This window comes from Streptomyces hoynatensis (genome assembly GCF_003626535.1).
GTDB classification, from domain to species: domain Bacteria; phylum Actinomycetota; class Actinomycetes; order Streptomycetales; family Streptomycetaceae; genus Streptomyces; species Streptomyces hoynatensis.
In genome coordinates this window covers 47,013-71,137 of the sequence record NZ_RBAL01000024.1, presented here as the reverse complement: position 1 = coordinate 71,137, position 24,125 = coordinate 47,013, and the positions used below count along the sequence as shown (strand labels likewise).

Here is a 24,125-nt window from a genome sequence, read left to right as displayed (position 1 = left end):
ATTGATTCGTTTCAATGAGTCGTTTCAAATCGGCCGGGCGCGACAGTACGAGGGTGCTGGTGAGGCGTCAATACTTCTGGCAGGAAAGCCGGGCGCGGCGCGGGAGTGGCGGGCGGCGGCCCGCCGCGGCGCGAGGGGCGGCGTGGCGCCCAACGCGCCTGCGCGGGACGGGCGTTGACGCCGCGGCCGGCGCGGGGGCGGGGCGCGGGCGCGGGGGTGGCGGGTTCCCGCCGCGCGGGCGTGCCGGGGGGCGCGGGGGCGGTGCAGGGCCGATGCAGGGCCGATGCAGGGGGGCGGTCGCGAGAAAGGGCCGCGGCGGGGGCGCGTCTGGGGGCGCGGGGTGCGGGCCGGGGCGCGTCCGAGGGTGCGGGGCGCGGACGAGGGTGCGGGGCGCCGGCCGGGGGCTAAGGGGCCGTCGGCCGGGGGTGAAAGGGCCGGGGGGCGGGCGTGCGAAAGGGCCGTGGGCCCGTTCCCCCGTCCCGGGCCCACGGCCTGCCCGTGGTCGCACCTGCCGCGCTCGCCGCGCCGTCCGGCCACCCCGGCCGTTCCTGCTGCCTGCTCCCCGCTCCGTGTCCCTGGAGCCGGTCCGGAGCCGGTCCGGAGCCGGTCCCGTGTCGTGGGGAGCCGGTCCCGGGTGGTCCCGTATCGGTCCGGATCGGTCCCGAGCCGGTCCGGCGTCGGTCCCCGTGGCGCCGGATGCGGTCCGGTACTGCAGGAATCTAGGCGAAGCTCCGTAGGAATTCCGTCAACAACGCTTCCGCCGCCGGGAGTTCCCCGGCCGGGGCGGACCGCCGCGCCCGGGGGACTCCCGCGGGAGGAGAGCTACAAGGGCAGGGGCGCCCGGGGCCGCGGGGCCTGGGCCGGGGCCTCGGCCGGTTCGCCGTGGGAGAGGCGGGGGAGCCAGCCCAGGCCGCGCGGCAGGTGCCAGCTGCGCTCGCCGAGCAGCGCGAGCACCGAGGGCAGCAGCACCATCCGCACCAGGGTCGCGTCCACGAGCACCGCCACCGCGAGGCCGACGCCCATCTGCTGCATGTCCTGCATCCGCAGCAGCGCGAAGACCGAGAACACCGCGACCATGATGGCCGCCGCCCCCGTCACCGAGCCGGCCGTGCGCGTGATGCCCTCGCGCACCGCCTCCCGGGTGGCCAGGCCCCGGTCGTGGGCCTCGCGGATGCGGGAGACGACGAACACGTGGTAGTCCATCGACAGGCCGAAGAGGATCACCAGGACGAACAGCGGCATCCAGCCCTCGATCGCGCCCGCCGGCTCCAGGCCCAGCGTCTCCGCGCCCCAGCCGTGCTGGAAGACGGCGACCATCGTTCCGTAGGCGGCGCCCACCGACAGCAGGTTGAGCACGATCGACACGATCGCGATCGGAAGGGACCTGAAGCTGAACAGCATCAGCAGGAAGGTGACCGTCGCGATGAAGGCGAAGATCGGCAGAATGTCGTGGTTCAGCTGGTCGTTGAAGTCGAGCGACTCGGCGAGGGGGCCCGCCACGTGCGCCTCGGCCGCGGCCGGGGCGAGCACGTGCGGCACCAGGTCCTCCCGCAGGGTGTGCAGGGCCTCCTTGGAGGCGGCGTCCGAGCCGTCGCCGGCGAGCGGCACCTCGATCCGCACCACGCCCTCGGCCTCGTGCACCTCGGTGGTGGCCTCGCCGGCGAACTGATCCGAGTCGGCGACCCGTTGCTCGAAGTCCGCCACGGCCTCCCGGAAGGCGGGGGCGTTCACGTCCCCGGCCCGCAGCACGACCTCGGCCGGGTCGGGGCCGCCGGGGAAGGTGCGGGTGATCTCCTGGTAGGCCACGGTGAGGGCCGAGTCGGAGCCGAACTGCTTCTCCAGGCCGAGCTGTTCGGTCTTCATGCCGAGCGCGGGAGAGCACAGCAGGAGCAGCGCCGCGCCGGAGACGGCCGCGAACAGCTTCGGCCGGGCGAGCACCGGGCCCATGATCCGGCCGGAGATCGCCCCGCCGGCCCGCGCGCCGTGGCGGCGCCTGCGGTGGAGGAGCGGCACCCGGCCCGCGTCGATCCGGTCGCCCAGCCAGGACAGCGTCGCCGGCAGCACGGTGACCGAGCCCAGCATGGCCATCAGCACGACGAGGATGGTGGCGACCGCGAAGCCCTTGAAGAGCAGCAGCCCGGACAGGAACATGCCGGACATCGCGAGCATCACCGTCACGCCCGAGATCAGCACGGCCCGGCCGCTGGTGGCCGCCGCGATGCGCAGCGCCGTCGCCGCGTCCCGGCCCGCGGCCCGCTCGTCGCGCTCCCGCCGCAGGTAGAACAGGCAGTAGTCGACGCCGACCGCGAGCCCGACCAGGAACATCACCGAGGTGGTGCTGTCGAACAGCGGCACCTCGTGGCTGGCCAGCGCGAGCAGGCCGAACGCGCCGAGGCAGGCCGTCAGCGCCAGGAAGACCGGGAGCAGCGCGGCGACCACCGCGCCGAAGACGACGAGGAGGATGCCGAGCGCGAGCGGGACCGAGGTGTACTCGGAGGTCGCCAGGTCGTGGGTCAGCATGTCGTCGAGCACGTAGCCCGCGCTGCCGTCGCCGAACTGGTGGAAGTCGACGTCCCGGTACCGGTCCTCGACCCCGGCGACGGCGTCGAGCACCGGCTCCACCCGGTCGGAGACCGTGAGCGGATCGCCGGTCAGCTGGAAGCGGATCAGCCCCTCCCGGCCGCTCTCCGAGGCCAGGGCCGGCTGGACGTGCGCGGTCTCGCCGGTGTGCTCCAGGGCCGTGGCCAGGGCGTCCGCGGCCTCACGCCATCCGCCGGGCCGCTCGGACCTGAGCATCACCATCTCGTCCGCCGGGTCGTCGACTCCGGCGTCCTCGAGGATCTCGACCGCGCGGGCGGAGTCGCCCGCGTCGGATTCGGACGGGGTCATCTCGTCGATCCCGGACATGCCGCCGACCACGGCGACTAGGACGACGAACAGCAGCCAGCCGAGGACTGCCGACTTGCGGTGGCGGGTGCTCCACCCGCCCAGGCGTACGGCGAGGCCCTGCCTCGCCGACCTGGTGGAACGCGTGGTGAGTGACATGTCCTCAACGCTAGGAACGCCCAACTCGGCGCCCCAGCCGTCAGAACACCCACCCGTGACGGTCACCAGTGCCACCGCGGAGGTGGTGCCAGGTACACCCCCGGTGCTGCGGCGCGCCGGAGCCGCCGGCCGGTGGGCCGGGGCGCCCGGCCGCGGCTCAGGCGGGGCGGGGCGCGGGGGCGAGCTGGGGGCCCCAGCGGGTCAGCCACTCGCCGAGCGCCGGGTCCTCGGCGTAGGCCGAGTCGAGTTGGTAGAGCCCCTGGGCCGGGCAGCGGGCGCCGAGTTCGACGAGGACCGGCTTCAGCAGCAGCTCGGGGGCGAGGGCGTGGGCGGGACCCGCGCCGAGCATCAGCGGCACGGCGGTCACTCCGGCCAGGCCCCCGGAGGGGATCTGGTCGAGGAACAGCTTCAGCAGCCCGGTGTAGGTGGCCTTGAACGTCGGCGAGGCCACCACGAGCAGCTCCGCCTCCCGCACCCGGGCCACCGCCTCGGCCACCGCGGGGTCGTCCCGGCCGAGCAGCCCGGGGCCCAGGCCGACGACGTCGATCACGCGCTCGGGCGGGCCGTCGCCCAGCCGGGTCGCGAGCCGCACCGCGGCATCCAGGGTGCGGGACTTCGGCTTCGGATTGCCGACGAGGACCGTGATCGGCACGGGGCACCTGCCTCCGGGTCGGGGCGTGTCGCGGCGTCCCGGACCGGGCGCCGGAACAGCAGCGTCGCATCCGGATGTTGTCCCGGCGTTGCGCCCCGTCAACGCGTTCCGCGCGAGCCGGCGGCGATCCGGCCGCGGCGGGCGGGGCGCGCACGGGGCGCGGGCGCGGAGCGGCGCGCCGGGCGGTTCCTGGTTCCGCCCGGCGGCCCCTCCGCGGCCGCCCGGCCGCCGCGGCAGGGCCGCGGCCGGGCGGCCGGGGGCGGCGGGACAGCGGCGGTCCTGCCGCGGTGGCAGGACGCCGGTGCCCTGCCGGGTCCCGGTGGCTCAGTCGAGGTGGGCGCAGATGTCCTCGGTGCCGCCGTGGAGCAGGTGCAGGGTGCGGTAGCCGTCGGCCGCGAACTCCAGCGTGTAGACGCCGTCGACGAGGTACTCGCCGCGCGGCACGTTGCCCGCGTTCTCGCCGAAGCCGACCAGCACCGGCCCGATCACCGACCAGAACTGCGAGCCGTCGCTGCGGTAGTCGACGAGGGCCGTGCCGCTCGCGTCCGCGTCGTACCAGGCGCCGGTGTCGGTGTTGGTGACCCGCACGATCAGGGGGCCCTTGTAGACGACCTCCCTGGGCGAGCCGTCGGGGTAGGTGTCGAGGACCCGCTGCACGACCTCGTCCACCACGGCCTCGGTGTGGATCGGGAAGTCGCACCTGACCCCGGCGGCGTAGTCGTACGGCGGCGTCGGGGCGGGCTCCCAGCCGTCGGCGCCGCCGCCCGCGCCGCCTCCCGAGGCGGCGGCGGGCACGGCCCCGGACAGCAGGGCGGCCAGGGCGAGCGGGGCCGTGAGGGCACGGCCGGCGAGGCGGGTTCGGCGCATGAACTCTCCTTGTACGACGGTGTACGCGGGTCTTCGGGGCGTGCGTGGGCGTGCGCGCCTGTCCGAGGGCGCACGGTGGGGGCGGCGCGCGCCGGGACCGCGGCGGACCGCGGGCGGCGGCGGAGCCCCGCGGCACCGCGGGTCCCCGAAGCAGCCTGGCGCGTTCCGCTCACCACGGGCTCACCAGGCCGCCCCCGCCCGCCCCGCCGGCCCGGGACGCCGCCCCCGCGGACCGTGCCCGGGCCCGTGCCGGGACCCTGCCCGGACCTGCCCGGGGTCCGCGCCGGGTCCCGGCCTGGCGCCGCGGGCCGGTGAACCTTTTCGGCCACCGCACTAGGCTGCCGGGCGCCATGGAGTTCCAACTGCTCGGCCCGTTCCAGGCCCGCCACGAGGGGCGCCGCGTCCTGGCCGGGAGCCGCCCCCAGGAACGGTGCCTGCTCGCGGTGCTGCTGCTCGACGAGGGGCGGGTCGTGCCGACCGAACGCCTCATCGACCTGCTGTGGAACGGCTCCCCGCCCGCCTCGGCCCGCGGCACCGTGCACACCTACGTGGGCCGGCTGCGCGCCGCGCTGGCCCCGTACGGCTTCCCGCTGCTCACCCGGCACGACGGCTACGTCGCCGAGCCCGGCGAACACACCGTGGACGCGGCCGAGTTCACCGGCCTGCTCCGCGAGGCCGCCGCCGCGGCCGACCCGGGGGAACGCACCCGGCTGCGGGAGGCGGCCCTCGCGCTGTGGCGCGGCCCGCTGCTGGCCGACGTGGCCGGCGGGGAACTGCGCGCCAGGCTCGGCGGCCGGCTGACCGAACTGCGCCTGTCCGCGCTGGAGTCGTGGGCCGAGGACACCCTCGCCATGGGCCTGCAGGACCGGGTGGCCGCGGAACTCGCCGAGCCGGCCGCGGCGCACCCGGAGCGCGAGCGGCTGGTCGCCGCCCAGATGACCGCCCTGTACCGGACCGGCAGGGCGGCCGAGGCCCTGCGGCTGTACGCCGGCACCGCCCGCGCCCTGCGGGCCGAGCTCGGCGTCGGCCCCGGACCCGCCCTGCGCACGCTGCGGGAGCGGATCAGGAGCCACGACCCGCGGCTGGACCGCCCCCCGGGGCCGAGCTACGCGGTGCGGGTGCGCGACCAGTGGCTGCCGTGGCAGGTCGGCGGGCACCCGGCCCTCGAGTTCTGCAACACCTACGCGGGCTGGCCGGGCGAGGAGTTCCCCGGCTCCGAGTGGCTGCGCGAGTACGCCACCCTCGCCGTGTGGTCCGGCTACGTCGACCTGACCGAGGACTGGCTGGTCGACCGGCTCCTGCGGCAGGCGGCCCGGGATCCGCAGGAGGCGGCCCTGGTGCTGGCGGAGGCCAGGGAGTTCCGCTCCCGGCTCTACGCCTGCCTGGTCGATCCGTCCGACGGGCGGGCGTTCCGCGCGGTCGCGGACCTGGCCAGGCAGGCCGCGGTCCACACGGTGCTCACCCGCGGGGAGGACGGCCTGGCCGGCTGGCGGCTCAGCCCGGCCGCCGGCCTGCGCCTTCCGCTGTACGCCACCGCGCGGGCCGCCGCCGACCTGCTGACCCGGCCGGAGCGGCTGACCGTGCGGGCCTGCCCCAACCCGGCCTGCGGCTGGCTCTTCCTCAACACCTCGGGCCGCCGCGCCTGGTGCAGCCTCGGGACCTGCGGCAAGCGGCAACGCCCCTGCACCACCGGCCCCTGAGCCCCGCCCCGCCCCGCGCGCCCGGGCTCCCTACCCCGGGGCGACGGCGCGGCGCACGCAGTCCCGCAGCAGGGCGCGCCGCCGCTCGTGCGCCTCCGCGGGCTCCGACGCGGTGGCGGCGTAGACGTTGCTCACCGGCGACCAGGCCATGGACATGGCGATGACCACGGCCATCAGGTCGAAGGGGTCGCCCTGCCTGAGGCGCCCGGCGGCCTGGGCCTCGGCGAGGGCGCGGAGCTTGTGATCGTCGTAGCGCTCGTGCTCCGCGGCGAGGTGTCCGCTCGGGCGCCGCTCCAGGCGGGCCCAGGTGGCCAGGCGGATGAGATCGGGACGGGCCAGGTACTCGTCGTAGAGGCGCACGGCCCAGTCGGCCAGATCCCCGGCATCGAGGGGGACGACGTTGGTGATGCGCTCAAGCGAGGCGAAGAAGATCGAGTCGAAGAGCCGCTCCTTGCTGCCGAAGTACGCGTAGAGCTGCGCCTTGTTGGTTCTGGCGGCGGCAACGATCCGCTCGACGCGGGCGCCGGCGATGCCGTACCGGGCGAACTCCTGCGTGGCGGCCTCGACGATCCGCCGGTACGTCGCGGCTCCGCGCGCGTTCGATGGCTGCTCCGACATGGGCGCCACGCTAACAGACCGACCGGTTTGTTTGCCAACGGGGATCGGCTCGCCTACCCTCCAAACAGACCGAACGGTTTGTCTTTCAGGGAGGCAGGGAGAGATGCGCACCACGACGGGCTGGCAGGCGGACCCCGGGACGCGCAGGCTGCGCCGCACCACCCTCATGCGCCGGGACCTGCGCCCGGACGACCTCGCGATACGCGTGGACTACTGCGGCGTCTGCCACAGCGACCTGCACGCGCTGCGCGCGCACGAGAGCGACGCCGGGGGAGTCCTGGTGCCGGGACACGAGTTCACGGGCACGGTGCGCGAGGTCGGCAGCGCGGTCACCGGCTTCGCCCCCGGGGAGGCGGTGGCCGTCGGCAACATCGTCGACTCCTGCGGGACGTGCCCCATGTGCCTGGCCGGCCAGGAGAACTTCTGCCGCGACTTCCCGACCCTGACCTACGGCGGACGCGACCGGCAGGACGGGACGACCACCCTGGGCGGCTACTCCCGCGAGTACGTGGTCCGCGAGGCGTTCGCCCATCACCTGCCCGCGGGCCTCGACGCGGCCGGGGCGGCTCCCCTGCTCTGCGCCGGCATCACCGTCTGGGAGCCCCTGCGGGCCCTGGGGGTGGGCCCGGGCAGCACGGTCGCGGTGGCCGGGCTCGGCGGGCTGGGGCACCTCGCCGTCAAGCTGGCCGTCGCGCTCGGCGCCACGACCTCCGTGCTCAGCCGCACCCGGGAGAAGGCAGACGAGGCGCACGCCCTCGGCGCGGACGGCTTCGTCCTCGCCACCGACGCCCGGCAGATGGCGGCCGTCCGGGACCGGTTCGACGTGGTCATCGACACCATCTCCGCCCCCCACGACCTGGCTCCCTACCTGCGCACGGTCGCCCTGGACGGCACCCTCAGCCACCTCGGCCACCTCGGGCGGGTCACCGTGGACACCACCGATCTGCTGATCGGCCGCAAGAAGCTCGGTTCCGCGGGCAGCGGCGGCCGCCCCTCCACCGCCGCCCTGCTGCGCTTCTGCGCCGCGCACCGCCTCACCGCCGACATCGAACTGCTGCCGTCCTCCCGGGTGAACACGGCCCTCGACCGCCTGGCGCGCAACGACGTCCGCCACCGCTTCGTGCTCGACATGTCGGACCTGGACCGGCAGTGAAGGGCGCCGAGGCCCGGCCGCGGGCATCGCCGGCGCCGGGGGGCCTGGCCGCCGCCCCTGGCCGCCGCGCCTGGCCGCCCGGCGGGTCGTGCCCGGCGGGGCTTGGGCCGTGCCGGGGCGGGATGCGCGGCATCGTGGCGGCGGTGGTGTGGCGGTGGCGGCGTGGCGGTGGTGTGGCGGTGGTGTGGCGCGGCCGGGGTGGGGTCATCCGCCCTTGGCCGGGGGGCCGAGTTCGCGGGCGCGGTAGGCGTGCGGGGTCAGGCCGCGGACGCGTTTGAAGGCCGCGCTCAGGGCGTGCGAGTCCGGGTAGCCGACGCGGTGGGCGATGACGTCGAGGCCGAGCGCCGGCTCGCGCAGCAGGCGCGCGGCCAGGGTCATGCGCCAGTGGGTGAGGTAGGCGATCGGCGGGCGGCCCACGAGGCTGTGGAAGCGGCGGGCGAAGGCGGAGCGGGACAGGCCCACCGCGGCGGCCAGCTCCTGCACGGTCCATTGCCGCGCGGGCCTGCCGTGCAGCAGCCGCAGGGCGTTGCCGACGATCGGGTCCTGCAACACCCGCTGCCAGCGCGGCCGTTGCTCGCCCGAGCGGTCGGACCAGGCGCGCAAGGCGATCATGAAGAGCAGGTCGAGGAGCCGCGCCAGGACGCCGGGGCGGGCGGATTCGGGGCGCTCCAGCTCGGCGGCGAGCAGGTCGAGGACCGCGCCGGTGCCGTGGGGCTCGGAGCAGACCAGGACCGGCGGCAGGGACTCCAGCAGCCAGGGCCAGGCGTCCTCGACGTGGCGGTAGGCGCCCCTGACCAGGGCGGTGCCGCCCTCGGCTCCCGGGGCGGGGCCCGCCGCCGGCGGGGCACAGGCCAGGGTGTGCGGGCCGGGGCCGCGGACCACCGCGATGTCGCCCGGCCGCAGCGGCCGGGGCCGCTCCCCGTCGCGCAGCAGCCAGGCCCCGCCCGCGACGACCGCGTGCACCGAGACCGGCGCCCCGTCGGCGCAGCGTACCGACCACGGGGGGCGTTCCCAGGTCCGCGCCACCGCGGCGCCCGGGGCGCGTGAGTGCTGGAGCAGCTCGGTGAGTACGTCCACTGGCCCACCGTAATCGCCACTCGTGGCGGGCGGTGCCGGGGCCCCGGGGGCCCGGCGGGCGGCTTTCGGCCACCCCGGGCGCGCACCTCGCGCGCCCGGCGCACGCCCCCGCCGCGGCGGGCCCGTGCGCCGCCTTTCGCAAGGCCGGGCGTGCGGCGCGGGCCCGTGGCGCGTTCCGGGGCGGGGCTCAGGACTGGGCGCGGAAGGCGTGGAGGCGGAGGCTGTTGGTGACCACCGAGAGGGAGGAGAGCGCCATCGCGGCGCCCGCCAGCATCGGGTTGAGCAGCCCGGCCGCCGCCAGCGGGATGGCCAGGACGTTGTAGCCGAAGGCCCAGACGAGGTTGCCCCGGATGACGCGCAGGGTCCTGCGGGCCAGCCTGATGGCGTCGGCCGCGGCGCGCAGGTCGCCGCGCACCAGGGTCAGGTCGCTCGCCTCGATCGCCGCGTCGGTGCCGGTGCCCATCGCCAGGCCGAGGTCCGCGGTGGCCAGCGCCGCCGCGTCGTTGACGCCGTCGCCGACCATGGCCACCCGGCGGCCCTCGGCCTGCAACCGCCCGACCACCTTGGCCTTCTCCTCGGGCAGCACCTCCGCGATGACCTCCTCGATGCCGACCTCGGCGGCCACCGCCCGCGCCGCCCGCGCGTTGTCGCCGGTCAGCAGGACCGGCCTGAGGCCGAGGGCGCGCAGCCTGGCCACCGCCTCCGCGCTGGTCGGCTTCACCTGGTCCGCCACCTCAAGCAGGGCGCGGGCCCGGCCGTCCCAGGCCACGAGCACCGTGGTGTGCCCGGCCGCCTCCGCGGCGGCCCGTGCCGCGGCCAGCTCCCGGGGCAGTTCGGCAACGGCTTCGGCAGCGGCTTCGGCAGCCGGTTCGGCAACGGCTTCGGCAGCGGCTTCTGCGGGCGACGTGGTGGGGGCGCTCGCGCCCGGGCGCCCGGGTCCGGCGGGCCGTGGGGAGGCCGCCTGGGCGAGCAGCCGCTCCCGGCCGGCGAGCACCGCGTGGCCCTCGACGGTTCCGCGGACGCCCAGCCCGGGGACGTTCGCGAAGTCCTCGACCGGCGGCAGCGGGCCCGCCTCGGCCGCCGCCTGGGCGACGGCGCGCGCGACGGGGTGCTCGGAGGCGTGCTCCAGCGCGCCGGCCAGCCGGAGCGCCTCCGCGCGCGACTCCCCCGGGGCCACGTGCACGCCGCGCAGCGCCATCCGGCCGGTGGTGATCGTGCCGGTCTTGTCCAGCACGATCACCTCGGCCCGCCGGGTGCTCTCCAGCACCTCGGGCCCCTTGATCAGGATGCCGAGCTGGGCGCCGCGCCCGGTGCCCACGAGCAGGGCGGTGGGCGTGGCCAGGCCGAGCGCGCAGGGGCAGGCGATGATCAGCACGGCGACGGCCGCGGTGAAGGCGGCGGTGAGCCCGGCGCCGTTGCCGAGCCAGAAGCCGAGGGTGCCGAGCGCGAGGGCGATGACGACCGGCACGAAGACCGCGGAGACCCGGTCGGCGAGGCGCTGCGCGGCGGCCTTGCCGTTCTGGGCCTCCTCCACCAGCCTGGCCATCCGGGCGAGCCGGGTGTCGGCGCCGACCCTGGTGGCGCGCACGACCAGGCGTCCGCCGGCGTTCACCGTGGCCCCGGCGACCGGGTCGCCCACGCCGACCTCCACCGGCACCGACTCGCCGGTGAGCATGGAGGCGTCCACGGCCGAGGAGCCCTCGGTCACCACCCCGTCGGTGGCGATCCGCTCGCCCGGCCTGACCAGGAAGCGGTCGCCGACGGCGAGGGCGGCGACCGGGAGCCGCTGCTCCCGGCCCCCGCGCAGCACGGTCGCCTCCTTGGCGCCGAGGTCGAGCAGCGCCCGGAGCGCGGACCCGGCGCGCCGCTTGGCCCGCGCCTCGAAGTACCGGCCGGCCAGCAGGAAGGCGGTCACCCCGGCGGCGGCCTCCAGGTAGATGGCGGAGGTGCCCTCCGAGCGCTGCATGGTCAGCTCGAAGGGGTGGCGCATGCCGGGCTCGCCCGCCTCGCCGAAGAACAGCGCCCAGCCCGACCACAGCAGCGCGGCCATGGTGCCCAGGGAGATCAGCGTGTCCATGGTGGCGGCGCCGTGCCTGGCGTTCGCCCAGGCGGCCCGGTGGAAGCGCCAGCCGCCCCACAGCACGGCCGGGGCCGCCAGGGTCAGCGAGAGCCACTGCCAGTAGTCGAACTGCCAGGCGGGCACCATGGCGAGGGCGATGACGGGCGCGGCGAGCGCCACCGTCACCAGCAGCCGGTGGCGCAGCGCCGCCGTCTCCTCCTGCTCCGGGTCCGCCGGCGCCCCGGACGGCGCGGCCTCTGCCGGGTCCTGGCGGGGCGCCGCGGTGTAGCCGGTGGCCTCGACGGTGGCGATCAGGTCCCCGACGGTGACGCCCCCGGCGAGGGAGACCCTGGCCTTCTCGGTGGCGTAGTTGACGGTGGCCGTCACGCCCTCCATCCGGTTCAGCTGCTTCTCGACGCGGGCCGCGCAGGAGGCACAGGTCATGCCGCCGATGGTCAGCTCGACCTCGCCGGCGCTGCCGGTGGATGTCTGCATCGCGTCCCCACTCCTCGTTCCGCTGCGCCCCCCATTATACCCCTCGGGGGTATGACTCGCGGCCGGGGGAGGCCGGGCCGGGGCGCGCCCGTGGCGCCGTCCGAACGGCCCCAGGCGAGTGCCGGGTGCCGTTTCGGCGGGGATGACGCACCCTGGAGGCATGGGTGTTCCGGCGCGCGTCATCGTCTATCCCCCCGCGGGCGGCGGGCGCCGGGTGCGCGCGGGCGGGGAGGACCTCGGCGTCGCGCGCTCCCCGGTGGAACTGGTCGAGTTCCTGCGCCGGGCCGGGCTCGACCCGGACGACGTGCGGCTGGACGACCCCGCGCTGATCGAGTGGCGCGGCGGCGGCCCCGAGGTCTGGACACCGGACCTGCCGGGTAGCCAGGACGTGTGACGAGTGACGACTGCGCGGGGCCGCACCGGCAGTGCCAGGCGTGCAGCGGGCAGGCCGTGGAGTTCCGCGAGACCCTCTACCTGCCGGGCTCCGGGCGGGCGCACGGCGTGGCCGCCCCGCACGACTGCTGGCACTGCAAGGGCCTCGGCTACTACTGCCACGCCGAGCCGCGCTGCACCCCGCCGCACTCCTGAGCCGCCGGCCCCCCGCCCCCACGGCCAAGGCGGCGGTAAGGCGCCGGGATGGGCCGGGTGACCCGGGACGTTCCGCGATCTTCCTTTTGTGTCCCGTGAGGGATGAGGATGGCGCAATGCGCCCTGAAACCCCCCGCACCCTCGCGGATGCCTACGTGGAGACCCTCGCCGACCTCGATCCCCTGGTGGGGACGATGCTCGGCATCAGGCCGGGCAGCGACGAGCTCCCCGACTTCTCGCCCGACGGCCTCGCGGCGATCGCCGCGGCCCAGCGCGCCACGCTCGCCCGGCTGGACGCGCTCGGCGACGCGGCGGCCGAGGGGGTCGGCAGCGCCGACGCGGCGGTCGAGCGGCGGGCCGCCCGCCTGCTGCGGGAGCGGCTGGGCGCGCTGCTCGCCCTCGACGAGGCGGGCGAGAACCTGCGCCAGGTCTCCAACCTCTTCGCCCCGCCCCAGCAACTGCGTTCCGTCTTCCTGCAGATGCCGGCCGCGACCCCGGACGACTGGGCGGTGATCGGCCGCCGGCTCGGCAACGTGCCCGCGGCGCTGGCGAGTTACCGTGCCTCCTTGCAGGAGGGGGCGCGGCGCGGGCTGACCGCGGCGCCTCGGCAGGCCGAGACGATGGCGGGCCAGCTGGACGCCCTGCTGGAGGCCGACTGGTTCCGCGACTTCGCCTCCGGCGGCCCCGAGGCCCAGCGCGCGGAGCTGACGGCGGCGGCCGGCCGGGCCACCGAGGCCCTGGCGGCCCTGCGCTCCTACCTGCGGGAGGAGTACCTGCCGGCCGCGGCCGGCACGCCGGACGCCGTCGGGGCCGAGCGCTACCGGCTCGGCGCGCGCCGCTGGACGGGCTCCGAGGTGGACACGGCGGACGCGTACGCCTACGGCTGGGCGGAGTTCCACCGGCTGGAGGCGGAGATGCGGTCGGTGGCCGGCCGCATCCTGCCCGGCGAGCCCACCGCGGCGGTGCTGGCCCACCTGGAGCGGGAGGGCGAGGCCATCGAGGGCGTCGAGGAGATCAGGGCCTGGCTCCAGGACCTGATGAACGAGGCCATCGACGCCCTGGACGGCACCCACTTCGACCTGGCGGAGCCGGTGCGGCGGGTGGAGGCCAGGGTCGCCCCGCCCGGCAGCGCGGCGGCCCCCTACTACACCCGGCCCTCGCTGGACTTCTCCCGCCCCGGCATGACCTGGCTGCCCACCCAGGGCGCCACCCGCTTCCCCGTGTGGCACCTGGTGTCCACCTGGTACCACGAGGGCGTCCCCGGCCACCACCTGCAACTCGCCCAGTGGGTCCACGTCAAGGAGCGGCTCTCGCGCTTCCAGGTCAGCGTCGGCTCGGTGAGCGCGACCACCGAGGGCTGGGCCCTGTACGCGGAGCGGCTGATGGACGAGCTCGGCTTCCTCTCCGACCCGGCCCGGCGCCTGGGCTACCTGTCGGGGCAGATGGTGCGGGCGGTCCGGGTCATCATCGACATCGGCATGCACCTGGGGCTCACCATCCCGGCCAACGAGGAGTTCCACCCGGGCGAGGTGTGGACGCCGCGGCTCGCCGCCGAGTTCTTCGCCCTGCACACCGGGCACGACGCGGCCTACACCGAGTCGGAGATCGTCCGCTACCTCGGCATGCCGGGCCAGGCGATCAGCTACAAGATGGGCGAACGGGCCTGGGTGGCGGGCCGGGAGGCCGCCAGGGCCGCCGCGGGGGCCGCGTTCGACCCCAAGTCCTGGCACATGGCGGCCCTTTCCCTGGGCTCCCTCGGCCTGGACGACCTGACCGCCGAACTCTCCACCCTCGGCTGAAGGCCCCGCGGCCGGGGCCGCTCTCGGCCGGGGCCGCCGTGGCCGGGGCCGGGACCGCGGCTCCTCGGCCCGGCCCCGGCCACCCCGGCCGCGTCCCCTTACGCCGTCGGGGCCTCTGGCCGCGCCGGGGAGGTCGCCCGGCCCTGACCCCTGACCTCCAGGTGCCCGAGCAGGTGCCTGGTGGCCTCCGCGACCGCGGCCACCGCCTCGTCGAAGACCTCGCGGTTGTGCGCGGCGGGGGCGCGGAACCCGCTGATCTTGCGCACGTACTGCAAGGCGGCGGCGCGCACGTCCTCGTCGGTGACCTCGGGCGTCATGGGCGGGCGGAGCGTCTTGATGCTGCGGCACATGCCCCCAGTGTGCCCCGCCGCGCGCCGGCCGCGCCCCCGGCCCCGGCGGGGGCGGACAGCGCGCAATAGTCCACGCACGGCCCGTCATCGTCCACAGGGCGCGCCCTAGCATCGGGACATGCCGAAGCCGCGCGGCACCGGTGACTCTCCCCCACCAACCCCCCACATCCGGACGGAGATTCCCATGCGCAGGACGAGCGCACGAGTCAAGCTGATCAGCGCGGTCGCCGTGACGACCGCGGTCGCCGCCCTCGGCGGGGTGAGCGCCGCCCACAGCATGGCGGCGGAGAGCGAGGACTTCGGCGTCCTCGCGTCCGGCAGCCCGACCGGCTTCGGCGCCGGCACCACCGGCGGCGGCAATGCCGAGACCGTCACGGTGACCAACGCGGAGGACTTCGAGGAGGCCGCCACCAGCGACGGCCCGCTCAACATCCGGGTCCAGGGCATGATCGAGCTGGACTCCATGACCAAGGTGTCCTCGGACAAGTCCGTGGTCGGCGTCGGCAGCAGCTCCGGCTTCGAGGGCAGCGGCCTCAACATCAGCGAGGCCGACAACGTCATCATCCAGAACCTGATCTTCCGCGACTCCAACGACGACGGCATCAACGTCCAGTACTCGACCCACGTGTGGATCGACCACAACGACTTCACCAACCCGAACGACGGGTCGCTGGACATCAAGCGCGCCTCGACGAACATCACGGTGTCGTGGAACCACAGCTACGACGCCGACAAGAACATGCTGCTCGGCCACTCCGACGACAACGGCTCCGAGGACATCGGGAAGCTGAACGTCACCTACCACCACAACTGGTTCGACGGCACCGTGCAGCGCAACCCGCGCGTCCGCTTCGGCGACCCGGTGCACGTCTACAACAACTACTACGACGGCGTCGAGAGCTACGGCGTGGCCTCCACGGAGGACGCGGGCGTGCTCGTCGAGGCCAACTACTTCGAGAACACGGAAGACCCGTACCACCTCGGCGAGGCCGACTCGGGCCCCGGCAGCATCGAGGCCGTCGACAACTACTTCGTCAACTCGGGCGAGGGCGAGGACGGCGGCTCGGTCGCCAACATTCCCTACAGCTACAGCCCCGACCCGGCCCAGAACGTCAAGTCCATCGTGACGGCGGGGGCGGGCGTCGGTCACGTGTGACCGGCCGCAGGCCACCGGCGGGCCGGACCCCCACCAGGGGCCGGCCCGCCCTCCCGTACGGGCACCCCGGGCCGTCGGCGCGTTTCCCGCGCCGACGGCCTTGTCGGCTCGCCGCGGCGGCGCTATCGTCCTCGCACCCCAGCGATTCCGACGCGTTCTCCCCGAGCGAGGCGGCCCCCCATGGCGGAACGCGGGCCCGAAGCGGCGCGGCGACCTTCCCGGCGGCCCACCCTCGGCCTCCTCACGGCGAACATCCACCTCGGCGTCGGCGCCACCCTGTGGGCCGGCGTGTTGGAGGCCGCGGAGCGGGCGGACGCCAACCTGGTCTGCTTTCCCGGCGATTCCTTACGCCCCTCGGGCACCCCGCGGAACGTGCTCTACGAACTCCTGGAGGGGGCGGGCCTCGACGGCGTCATCTGCTGGACCTCCACCCTCGGCCTCCCGGCGCCGGGACCGGCCGCGGCCCGCCTCGTGGGACGGCTCGCGCGGCTCGGCCCGGTGGTCAGCCTCAACCGCGCCCTGGAGGGCCACGAGTCGGAGACGCTGCTCCTCGACTCCTACGCGGGGATGCGCAAGGCCGTCAGCCACCTCGTCGAGCGGCACGGCCGGCGCCGCCTGGCCTGCCTGCGCGGGCCGCTGGCCAACCCGGTCTCGCTGAACCGGTTCCGCGCCTACGCGGACGCCCTGGCCAGGCACCGCATCCCGCAGGACCGGGCGCTGGTCTCCTCCTCCCTCGACTACGCCAACGGCGCGGGCGCCTCGGCGATGCGGGTGCTGCTCGACGTGCGGGGCCTGCGCCCGGGGCGCGACTTCGACGCCGTGGTGGCCTGCAGCGACGCGCTGGCCGCCGACGCGCTGCGGCTGCTGACCGAGCGCGGGGTGCGGGTGCCCGAGGACGTCGCCCTCATCAGCTTCAACGACTCGCTCGAGGCCAGGGTGAGCGATCCGCCGCTGACCTCGGTGGCCCTGCCCTTCGCCGAACTCGGCGCGCTCGCCGTGGACACCCTGCTCGCCAGGCTTCGCGGCCGGGAGGGCGCCCCCGGCGGGCAACCGCGCCCGCCCTCGCGCCGCGTCGTGCCCGGCACGCTGGTCATCCGCCGCTCCTGCGGCTGCCATTCCCCGCTGGTCGCCCAGGGCGCCCCGGACGCCCCCGCCGCGCCCGGCCCGGCGCGCCCCGAACACGCCCCGGCCGCCCGCCCGGAACCGCACGCGCCGGCGCACCCCGTCCCGCACCCGCTCCCGGACGCCGGCCCGCGCCCCTCCGCGGCCCACGCGCCCGCCCCCTCCCGCGTGCGCGCCACCGACGCCGCGCCTGGCTCCGCGCACCACACCGGCGCCGATTCCGGTGCCGGTGCCGAGGCCGGAGCGGAAGCCGCCGCCGCGGCCGTCACCGAGGCCGTCACCGCACGCGGGCCCGAGGCCGGACGCGAGCCAGAGGCCGGAGCCGAGGCCGGACGCGGGACCGAGGCCGGACGGGAGGCCGAGGCCGGAGCCGAGCCCGAGCCCGAGGCCGAGGGGGCGCCGCTGCCCGTGGAGGTGCGCGGGGCGTTCCGGGCCGACCTCGCCGACGCCGGGGGCACCGCCTTCCTCCACGCGCTGGAACGCCACCTCGGCGGCCGCATCCAGAGCTTCGAGGACGCCGCCGCCTGGGACCGTGCCCTGCTCCGGCTGCGCGCCCGCACCCCGCCGGGGCGGCGCGCGGAACGCCTCCTGGGGCAGGCCAGGCTGATGGTCGCCGACAAGGCGCACCGGCTGCTCGAATACGAGCACTGGAGCAAGGACCAGGAGGCGCGGCGGCTGCGGGAGCTGGCCACCGCCCTCACCACCGTCGTCGACACCGGCGCCATCGACGAGGCGCTCGCCCGGCACCTGCCCGGCCTCGGCGTCCGCGGCCACCGCCTCGTCCTCGGCCCGGGCCCCGGCCCCGGACCGTCCGGGGGCGCGGGCGCGGGCGCGGGCACGGTGCCGGGCGAGGTGCCGCTGCCCGCGCGGGAACCGGACGGCACGGACCGGCCGGCGGGGGACCGGCCCGGGGAACCGCCCTGCGCCGTGCCCCGGTTCACCGCCGTTCTCGAACCCCTCCACATCGGCGGGGAACAGCTCGGCTACGTCGTCTTCGAGGCCGGCCCTGCTCGGGCCGCCGCCCGGCAGGGCGCGCTCTACCGCGCGCTCGGCGACCAGATCAGCGCCGCGCTGAAGGGGGTGCGGCTCTTCCAGGAGGTGCGCCGGGCCCGCGACGCCGCCGAGCAGGCCAGCCGGTTCAAGACCAGGCTGCTGAGCAACGCGACCGACGAGCTGCGCACCCCCGTCGAGGCGATCCTGCGGCACACCCGCCCCGGAGAGCCCGCGCACGAGGCGGCCGGCGGGCTGCTGCGGCTGATCGACGACCTGCTCGACCTGTCCCGCTCCGAGATCGACGGCCTCGACCTCTCCCGGCACCTGCTCGACCCGCGCCCGCTGCTTGCCGAGGTGGCGCAGGGCCACCGCCTGCGGCTCCCGCGGCGGCTGCCCGCCGTGCGGGCCGACCCGGCGAGGCTGCGGCAGATCGTGCACAACCTGCTGGCCGCCGCGGGGCACCGCGCCGAGCTGACCGCGGAGCCGGTCCCGCCCTGGCTGAGCGTCACGGTCACCAGCCCCGCGCTCGCCCTGCCGCGCGGCGAGGACGAGCAGCTGTTCCAGCCCTTCGCCTCCGGCGGCCTCGGCCTCGCCATCGCCCGCAGGCTCGCCGTGCTGCACGGCGGCTCGGTCGTCCCGCACCGCGGCCCCGGCGGCAGCGGCTTCCGCCTCGACCTGCCGCTGCCCACCCCGGCCGAGCCGCCCCCCAAGGCGCCGGGCGCCGCCGCGCCCCCGGGGGACACGCTGCTGACGGTGGACGGCACCCCGCCCGAGCTGGCCGCGCTCGCCCGCGACCGCGGGCTGCGCCCGCACCGCCCGCACCCCGACGAGGACGTCGCCACCGTGCTGGCCGCCCACCCCCCGGCCGCCGTGGTCTGGGACGCGGAGCAGGCCACCGCCCACGAGTGGTCCACCGCGCGCCGCCTGCACGACCACCCCGCGCTGCGGCACACCCCGTTCCTGCTGTACGGCCTCGCCGCGGCGGGTGCCGGGGCCGCGCCGCAGGGCGGACCCGCGGACCTCAACCGGGCGCTGCACGCGCTGCGCCCCTCGCACCTGGCCGCCCCGGCCGTGCTGGTGGACGGCTCCGCCGCCTCAAGGGAGCGGCTGCGGCGGCTGCTCACCGCGCTGCTCCCGGGGCGGCAGGTGCGCGCCGCCGCGGACGGCAGGGCCGCGCTCGCCCTCCTCGCCGAGGAGGCCGCGCCCGGGCTGCTGGTGACCGACCGGGCGCTGCCCGACATGGACGGCTTCGAACTCGTGGAACGGCTGCCTGGGGTGCCCGCGCTGATGCTGAGCGACGCCGGGTTCACGTTCGCCGACGTGCGCCGCGCCGAGCCGCACCCGCAGCTGGTGCTGCTCGGCCGGGACATCCTCACCGAGGAGGAGACGGCGGCGGTGCTGACCGGGCTCGTCGAGCGCGGCGCGGCCCAGCGCGCCGCCGACCCGGCGCCCGTGCGGTACGCGCTCGCCTACATCGAGCAGCACTACCGGCACCGCTTCTCGCGCTGGCAGATCGCCCAGGCCGCCGGCGTCAGCGAGGACCACCTCGGCCGCCTCTTCCACCGCGAACTCGGCCTCACCCTCTGGGAGTACCTGAACCGGCTGCGCATCAAGCACGCCAAGGAGCGGCTGCGGCGCAGCGACGACAGCGTGCAGACGATCGCCAGGGCGGTCGGCTTCCACGACCGGGCCTATTTCTCCCGGGTCTTCCGCAAGCTGACCGGGGTGGCGCCGCACGCCTACCGGGACGCGCTCGCCGCGGAGGGGGGAAAACCCCGCGACGCGCCGGCCGGGGCCACGGTACGGTCCCCGGCATGACCGAGGACAGCCCGGGGGACGGCCGGGGAGACGGCCCAGGGGGCGGCGCCCGCCGGGAACGGCCGGCCGGCGACTGGCGGGAGCTGAACCGGGAGAACTGGGACGACCGGGTGCGGGTGCACGCCGCCAGCGCGTTCTACGACCTGCCCGGCTTCCGCGCCGGGGCCTCGACGCTGCGGCCCTTCGAACGGGCCGAGCTCGGCGAGGTGGCGGGCAGGCGGCTGCTGCACCTCCAGTGCCACATGGGGCAGGACACGCTGTCCTGGGCCAGGCTGGGCGCCGAGGTCACCGGCCTCGACTTCTCCGCCCCGGCCATCGCCCAGGCCCGCGCCCTCGCCCGGGACACCGGCCTTGCGGACCGCTCCCGCTTCGTGGTCGGCGACGTCTACGAGGCGCAGGACGCCCTCCCCGGGGAGAGCTTCGACATCGTCTACACGGGCCTGGGCGCCCTGGTGTGGCTGCCGGAACTGCCGCGCTGGGCGCGGATCGTGGCCGGGCTGCTCGCGCCGGGCGGGGTGCTGTACCTCGCCGAGTTCCACCCGCTGAGCGACCTGCTCGGCGAGGACGGCAGGAGCGTCGAGGTGGACTACTTCGCCGAGGAGCCGCGGCGGGAGGACTATCCGCACACGTACACCGACGGCCCGCCCCTGGAGAAGACCCGCCACGTGGAGTTCCCGCACTCGCTCGGCGAGGTGGTGACCTCGCTGGCGCGCGCCGGGCTGCGCATCGAGTTCCTGCACGAGCACCCCGAGACCCTCTTCCCGCGCTATCCGGTGCTGCGGCGCACCCCCGAGGGCACCTACGTCTTCCCGCCGGGGCACCCGCGGGTGCCGTTGATGTTCTCGCTGCGGGCCGCCAAGCCGGCCGCGGGCTGAGCCGCCGGGCCGCGGGCCGGGCCGCGCAGTGGCCTGAGCCGCGCGGCGGCGGTGCGGCGGGCCGGGCCGGTGCGGCGGGCCGCGGCGGGCCGTTCCCGCGGTCAGAACGCGTCGGGGCACCAGGGGGCGAACGTGGTGCGCAGCTGCCGCCCGGCCCTGGCCGCGGCGCCCGGCCGCAGCTCCGTCACCAGCCCGGCCGCCGCGAGCTGCGGCACCGTCGTGCCGCCGAGGTAGACCGAGCCCAGCGCGCCGGCGTCCAGGGCGAGTTCGGGCTCGGCCGAGGAGGGCAGCAGGGCGCCGCGGCCGTCCTCCCCGGTGCGCAGCTCCCAGCGGCCGGCGACGTGGCCTGCGGGGTCGCGGACGTCGAGGACGGTGCGGCCCGGCGCCTCGTAGCTGCGGGCGGCGAAGGCCCGCGGCCCGTCGAGCACCCGCAGCCACAGGTCGTCGGCCACGTCCGGGACCTCGCGCCGGAACGCCCGCGGGTTGACCAGCAGCAGCGGAAGCGGGTCGTCCTCGGCGAGGTTCGGTATCACCAGGTGCCGCACCCAGTCCATCTCCATGGCGTACCGCCACAGCGCGGCCGCGGCCGCCCGGTCGGCGGCCAGGTGGTCCACGACCGTCAGCGTCGCGTTCGGGTCCCCCTGCGAGAAGGCCCGGTCGATGCGGTAGGTCAGCAGGCCGGTGACCCGGCCCCGGGCGTCGCGGTGCACGGCGGCGAAGGGGATGCGGAAGGAGTGCTGCGGAAGCACCACCCGGCCGGTCGCGTAACTCCACTGTAGGGGCGTCCTGCTGACCGCGCCCGGCTGCGTGCGCCGGAACCGCTCGTGCAGCCCGGGCCCGAGCTCGGCCAGCTCGTCCAGCGTGATCAGCGACACGCCCGCACCCGGCTCCGGCTCTCCCACGCCGGGGCGCAGTCCGCCGGAGCGCACCACGTCCACCCGCGCGCCGCCCCACCTGGCGGCCAGGCCGAAGCCGAACCGCCCGTAGATGCCGTGCTCCGCCGCGGTGAGCAGGGCCACGACCTCGCCGCGCCGCCTGGCCTGGTCCAGGTGGTGCCCCAGCATCCGGGTGAGCAGCCCCCGGCGCCGGTGCGTGGGCAGCACCGAGACGTTGACCACCCCGTCCGCGGGCACGAACGCCCCACCGGGCACGGTCAGTTCGAGCGGGATGCCGGAGAGGGTGCCGACGCACCTGTCGCCCTCCCAGGCGCCCAGCGGCCGGGCGTGCGCGCAGTGGTGCCGGCGCCACAGCGCGGCCTGGTTCTCGTCGGCCGGGGGCTCGTACGGCTCGTGAAAGCCGGTGCACAGGGCACGCCGCCACTCCTCCACGGCCTCGTGGTCCCGTTCCTCGACTTCCCGGAGCGCGATGCCGGCGCGCGTGTTCCTCCACATGCCGGGCACCGTAGAACGCGGCGGGACGGGGAAGCACCCCGTCTTTCCCCGGTGCCGGGGGAGCGAGGGCGAGCAAGGGGGTCCCGGCCGGGACGGCCGGGACCCCATGGAGGCGGGGAGGCTCAGAGGGAGGCGGCCAGGTCCTTCAGCTCGGCAGGGGACATGGTGCCCGGCTCGCGGCCCTCGCGGGCGAAGGTGTTGGCGGCCCGCTGGAGCGCCGCGTTGAGCGGGGTCGGCACCCGGTGCAGGCGGCCGAGCAGCACGATCTCGCCGTTCAGGTAGTCGGTCTCGATCGAGCCCTTGCCGCGCAGCAGGCTCTGCGAGGAGGAGCCGCCCACCTGCCTGACGCCCGGCACCCGGCGCAACTTCAGCCGGTCCCCGCGCAGTTCGGCCTGCTCGGCCTCGCTCGCGAAGGGGATGCCCGCGGCGCCGAGCACCGTGGCCCCCTCGGCGAACACCTGGCCGTAGAGCTCGCCGAGCTGCGGGTTGTGCGGCCCGGCCTGCCCGCAGACCGCCTCCAGGGCGTTGGCCAGGTTCGTCACCAGCTTCGCGTACTTCCAGCGCAGCACGTCGGGCACCACGGGCGCCAGGAAGCCCGAGTCCTCCAGGTCGGCGGCGATCTCGCGGATCGTCCGGTCCGGCGGGCCCTCCGGGTAGGTGCCCAGGTGCAGCATGCCGGTCAGGGGCGCGGCGAAGGTGGTCACCCGGCCCGGCTCCAGGTGCTGCGCGGGCAGCCACACGCAGACCCCGTACACCCGGGCGAAGCGGCGCAGCGCCAGCTCCTCGTTCTTCACGCCGTTCTGCGCGCACAGCAGCGGCAGGTGCGAGGCGTAGGGCGCCCACGTCTCCAGCGCGGCAACCGTGTCCTGGGTCTTCACCGCCAGGATCAGCACGTCGTCGGGTCGCAGTTCGAGATCCTGGGGCCCCTCGGCCACCGGAACCGTCGGCTTGGCCACTCCGCCGGGCGACATGAGCCGCAGCCCGCCCTCGCGCAACGCGGCGGCGTGCGCCCCCCGCGCGACGAGTACCACCTCGCGCCCGGCCTCCGCCAGGCGTCCCCCGATGGCACCGCCAACGGCCCCCGCTCCGATGATGATGTACCTCATCCCCGCATTCTTTTACCTACCTTTGGGTTTGCCAATCGGCACCGTTTCCGCACTAGGGAAATCACCAGTGCACGACGACCTCGTCCCCCTCGTGCACCTCGTCGAAGAGCCGGGCGATGGCGTCCTCGTCGCGCACGTTGACGCAGCCGTGCGAGGCGCCGTTGTAGCCGTTGGCCGCGAAGTCGGCGGAGTAGTGCACCGCCTGGCCGCCGTCGAAGAACATCGCGTACGGCATGGGCGAGTCGTACAGCGTGGAGTGGTGGTGGCGGGACTTCCAGTACACCTCGAAGACGCCCTCCCTGGTCGGGGTCTCCTCGGCGCCGAAGCGGACCTCCACGGTCATCTGCACCTCGCCGTCGATCACCCAGGACAGGGTCCGCGAGGTCTTCGAGATGCACAGCACCCGCCCGGTGAGACAGCGGTCGTCCAGGTCCTGCGCCGGGACCGCGTCGGGCACGTCGAGCGGCGGGTACATCTCCTCGTGCGTGGGCTGGGCCGTCCCCGCGGTCAGGGCCTCCCAGGTGTCCTCGAAGACGGTGCCGCTGGCCTGAAGCCCCGCCGCCTCCTGGAAGGCGGCGACCGAGGCCGAGGTCACCTCGCCGTAGTAGCCGGTCGGGTTCTGCGTGAAGTGCCCGAGCTGCGCCAGCCGCGCCTGGAGCTCGCGCACCTGCTCCGACTCGTCCCCGTAGCCCATCACCTGCCGCGGCGGGAAGAGCTCGGCCTCGGTCGGCTGCTCGGTCTGCCCGGTCAGCTCGGCCCAGGTGCTCTCGTCGACCTTCCCCGAGACGTCGAGACCCGCCGCCCGCTGGTACTCGGAGACGGCGCCGAGCGTCACGTCCCCGTAGTAGCCGGTGGGCCTGGCGGCGAAGTGGCCGAGCTGCGCCAGCCGCGCCTGGAGCTCGCGCACCTGGTCCGACTCGTCCCCGTAGTCGAGCAGCACCCGCTCGGCCTCCGGCGTCTCCGCGGCGCCGGCCTCGGCGGTCCCCGCGTCCCGCTCGGCCTCGGCGCTCCGGTCCGCGGCGGCGGGGGAGGTGGCCGGGCCGCCGGCGCCGTCCGCCTGTGCCACGCACCCGGTGAGCAGCAGCGCGAGCAGGGCCGCGAGCAGGGTCGTGAGCAGTGCGGGGCCGGGGGCCGCGAGGGCGGCCGTCCTGCGGAAAGGCACCAAGCGCATGGGGGTCTCCCTGGGGTTCACCTGACCTCTCGGGGCCTTTGGGCCCCACTGATAAACATGTGCGGAGACGCCAATTTGTTGCGCTTCAGG

Annotated in this window: 18 protein-coding genes; 8 read left to right on the top strand and 10 right to left on the bottom strand. The window is 76.0% G+C overall.

The genetic code is table 11. The features are described 5' to 3' along the window. Positions 1-822: 822 nt before the first annotated feature. The 3 genes from D7294_RS27710 to D7294_RS27700 all read right to left on the bottom strand — a co-directional run bounded on the left by D7294_RS27710 (position 823) and on the right by D7294_RS27700 (position 4,564). Positions 823-3,045: an MMPL family transporter gene (locus tag D7294_RS27710; protein WP_120684543.1), complete on the bottom strand. Its 2,223-nt coding sequence runs from the start codon at positions 3,043-3,045 to the stop codon at positions 823-825. 157 nt (positions 3,046-3,202) lie between these two features. Further along, positions 3,203-3,697: an NADPH-dependent FMN reductase gene (locus D7294_RS27705; RefSeq protein ID WP_120684542.1), complete on the bottom strand. Its 495-nt coding sequence runs from the start codon at positions 3,695-3,697 to the stop codon at positions 3,203-3,205. A gap of 324 nt (positions 3,698-4,021) precedes the next feature. Next, complete coding sequence (locus D7294_RS27700; protein WP_120684541.1) at positions 4,022-4,564, bottom strand: hypothetical protein; 543 nt, start codon at positions 4,562-4,564, stop codon at positions 4,022-4,024. 350 nt (positions 4,565-4,914) lie between these two features. Between D7294_RS27700 and D7294_RS27695 the strand changes: the two genes are divergently transcribed. Beyond that, a complete protein-coding gene (locus tag D7294_RS27695) occupies positions 4,915-6,264 on the top strand; it encodes an AfsR/SARP family transcriptional regulator (protein WP_120684540.1) in 1,350 nt (449 codons plus the stop codon). Positions 6,265-6,294: 30 nt separating this feature from the next. Here the strand turns inward: D7294_RS27695 and D7294_RS27690 are convergent, their stop codons facing one another. Then, complete coding sequence (locus D7294_RS27690) at positions 6,295-6,882, bottom strand: TetR/AcrR family transcriptional regulator (RefSeq protein WP_120684539.1); 588 nt, start codon at positions 6,880-6,882, stop codon at positions 6,295-6,297. Between the two features lie 103 nt (positions 6,883-6,985). Between D7294_RS27690 and D7294_RS27685 the strand changes: the two genes are divergently transcribed. Next, positions 6,986-8,035, top strand: a complete 1,050-nt coding sequence (locus D7294_RS27685) for an NAD(P)-dependent alcohol dehydrogenase (RefSeq protein WP_120684538.1) — start codon at positions 6,986-6,988, stop codon at positions 8,033-8,035. Positions 8,036-8,239: 204 nt separating this feature from the next. Here the strand turns inward: D7294_RS27685 and D7294_RS27680 are convergent, their stop codons facing one another. After that, positions 8,240-9,112: an AraC family transcriptional regulator gene (locus D7294_RS27680; protein ID WP_120684537.1), complete on the bottom strand. Its 873-nt coding sequence runs from the start codon at positions 9,110-9,112 to the stop codon at positions 8,240-8,242. A 187-nt stretch (positions 9,113-9,299) separates the two neighbouring features. Next, a complete protein-coding gene (locus D7294_RS27675) occupies positions 9,300-11,666 on the bottom strand; it encodes a heavy metal translocating P-type ATPase (RefSeq protein ID WP_120684536.1) in 2,367 nt (788 codons plus the stop codon). A gap of 160 nt (positions 11,667-11,826) precedes the next feature. Between D7294_RS27675 and D7294_RS27670 the strand changes: the two genes are divergently transcribed. From D7294_RS27670 to D7294_RS27660, 3 genes are all read left to right on the top strand, one after another. Beyond that, positions 11,827-12,060, top strand: a complete 234-nt coding sequence (locus tag D7294_RS27670) for a hypothetical protein (protein WP_120684535.1) — start codon at positions 11,827-11,829, stop codon at positions 12,058-12,060. After that, the gene (locus D7294_RS27665; RefSeq protein WP_120684534.1) at positions 12,057-12,254 is read left to right on the top strand and encodes a hypothetical protein; all 198 of its coding nucleotides are present in this window, start codon (positions 12,057-12,059) and stop codon (positions 12,252-12,254) included. The genes D7294_RS27670 and D7294_RS27665 overlap by 4 nt, the downstream gene beginning before the upstream one ends. 116 nt (positions 12,255-12,370) lie before the next feature. Next, complete coding sequence (locus D7294_RS27660) at positions 12,371-14,053, top strand: DUF885 domain-containing protein (protein WP_120684533.1); 1,683 nt, start codon at positions 12,371-12,373, stop codon at positions 14,051-14,053. Positions 14,054-14,151: 98 nt separating this feature from the next. Here D7294_RS27660 and D7294_RS27655 read toward each other — a convergent pair whose 3' ends face one another. Then, positions 14,152-14,403, bottom strand: coding sequence for a DUF2277 domain-containing protein (locus D7294_RS27655; RefSeq protein ID WP_120684532.1), 252 nt, complete (start codon positions 14,401-14,403; stop codon positions 14,152-14,154). Between the two features lie 184 nt (positions 14,404-14,587). On the opposite strand from D7294_RS27655, the gene D7294_RS27650 reads away from it, so the two are divergent. The 3 genes from D7294_RS27650 to D7294_RS27640 all read left to right on the top strand — a co-directional run bounded on the left by D7294_RS27650 (position 14,588) and on the right by D7294_RS27640 (position 20,367). Next, positions 14,588-15,559: a pectate lyase family protein gene (locus D7294_RS27650; RefSeq protein ID WP_120684531.1), complete on the top strand. Its 972-nt coding sequence runs from the start codon at positions 14,588-14,590 to the stop codon at positions 15,557-15,559. A 180-nt stretch (positions 15,560-15,739) separates the two neighbouring features. Beyond that, entirely contained in the window at positions 15,740-19,492 is a 3,753-nt protein-coding gene (locus D7294_RS27645) for a substrate-binding domain-containing protein (protein ID WP_120684530.1), read from the top strand. Then, a complete protein-coding gene (locus D7294_RS27640; protein WP_120684529.1) occupies positions 19,489-20,367 on the top strand; it encodes a class I SAM-dependent methyltransferase in 879 nt (292 codons plus the stop codon). Before D7294_RS27645 ends, D7294_RS27640 begins: the two co-directional genes overlap by 4 nt. A 101-nt stretch (positions 20,368-20,468) precedes the next feature. On the opposite strand, the gene D7294_RS27635 is transcribed toward D7294_RS27640, so the two are convergent. The 3 genes from D7294_RS27635 to D7294_RS27625 all read right to left on the bottom strand — a co-directional run bounded on the left by D7294_RS27635 (position 20,469) and on the right by D7294_RS27625 (position 24,035). After that, complete coding sequence (locus D7294_RS27635) at positions 20,469-21,758, bottom strand: GNAT family N-acetyltransferase (protein ID WP_158674705.1); 1,290 nt, start codon at positions 21,756-21,758, stop codon at positions 20,469-20,471. A gap of 122 nt (positions 21,759-21,880) precedes the next feature. Continuing rightward, positions 21,881-22,864 carry a ketopantoate reductase family protein gene (locus D7294_RS27630; protein WP_120684527.1) on the bottom strand — a complete coding sequence of 328 codons (984 nt, stop codon included), beginning with the start codon at positions 22,862-22,864 and terminating at the stop codon, positions 21,881-21,883. Between the two features lie 61 nt (positions 22,865-22,925). After that, positions 22,926-24,035: a L,D-transpeptidase family protein gene (locus tag D7294_RS27625; protein ID WP_120684526.1), complete on the bottom strand. Its 1,110-nt coding sequence runs from the start codon at positions 24,033-24,035 to the stop codon at positions 22,926-22,928. Between the last annotated feature and the right edge of the window lie 90 nt (positions 24,036-24,125).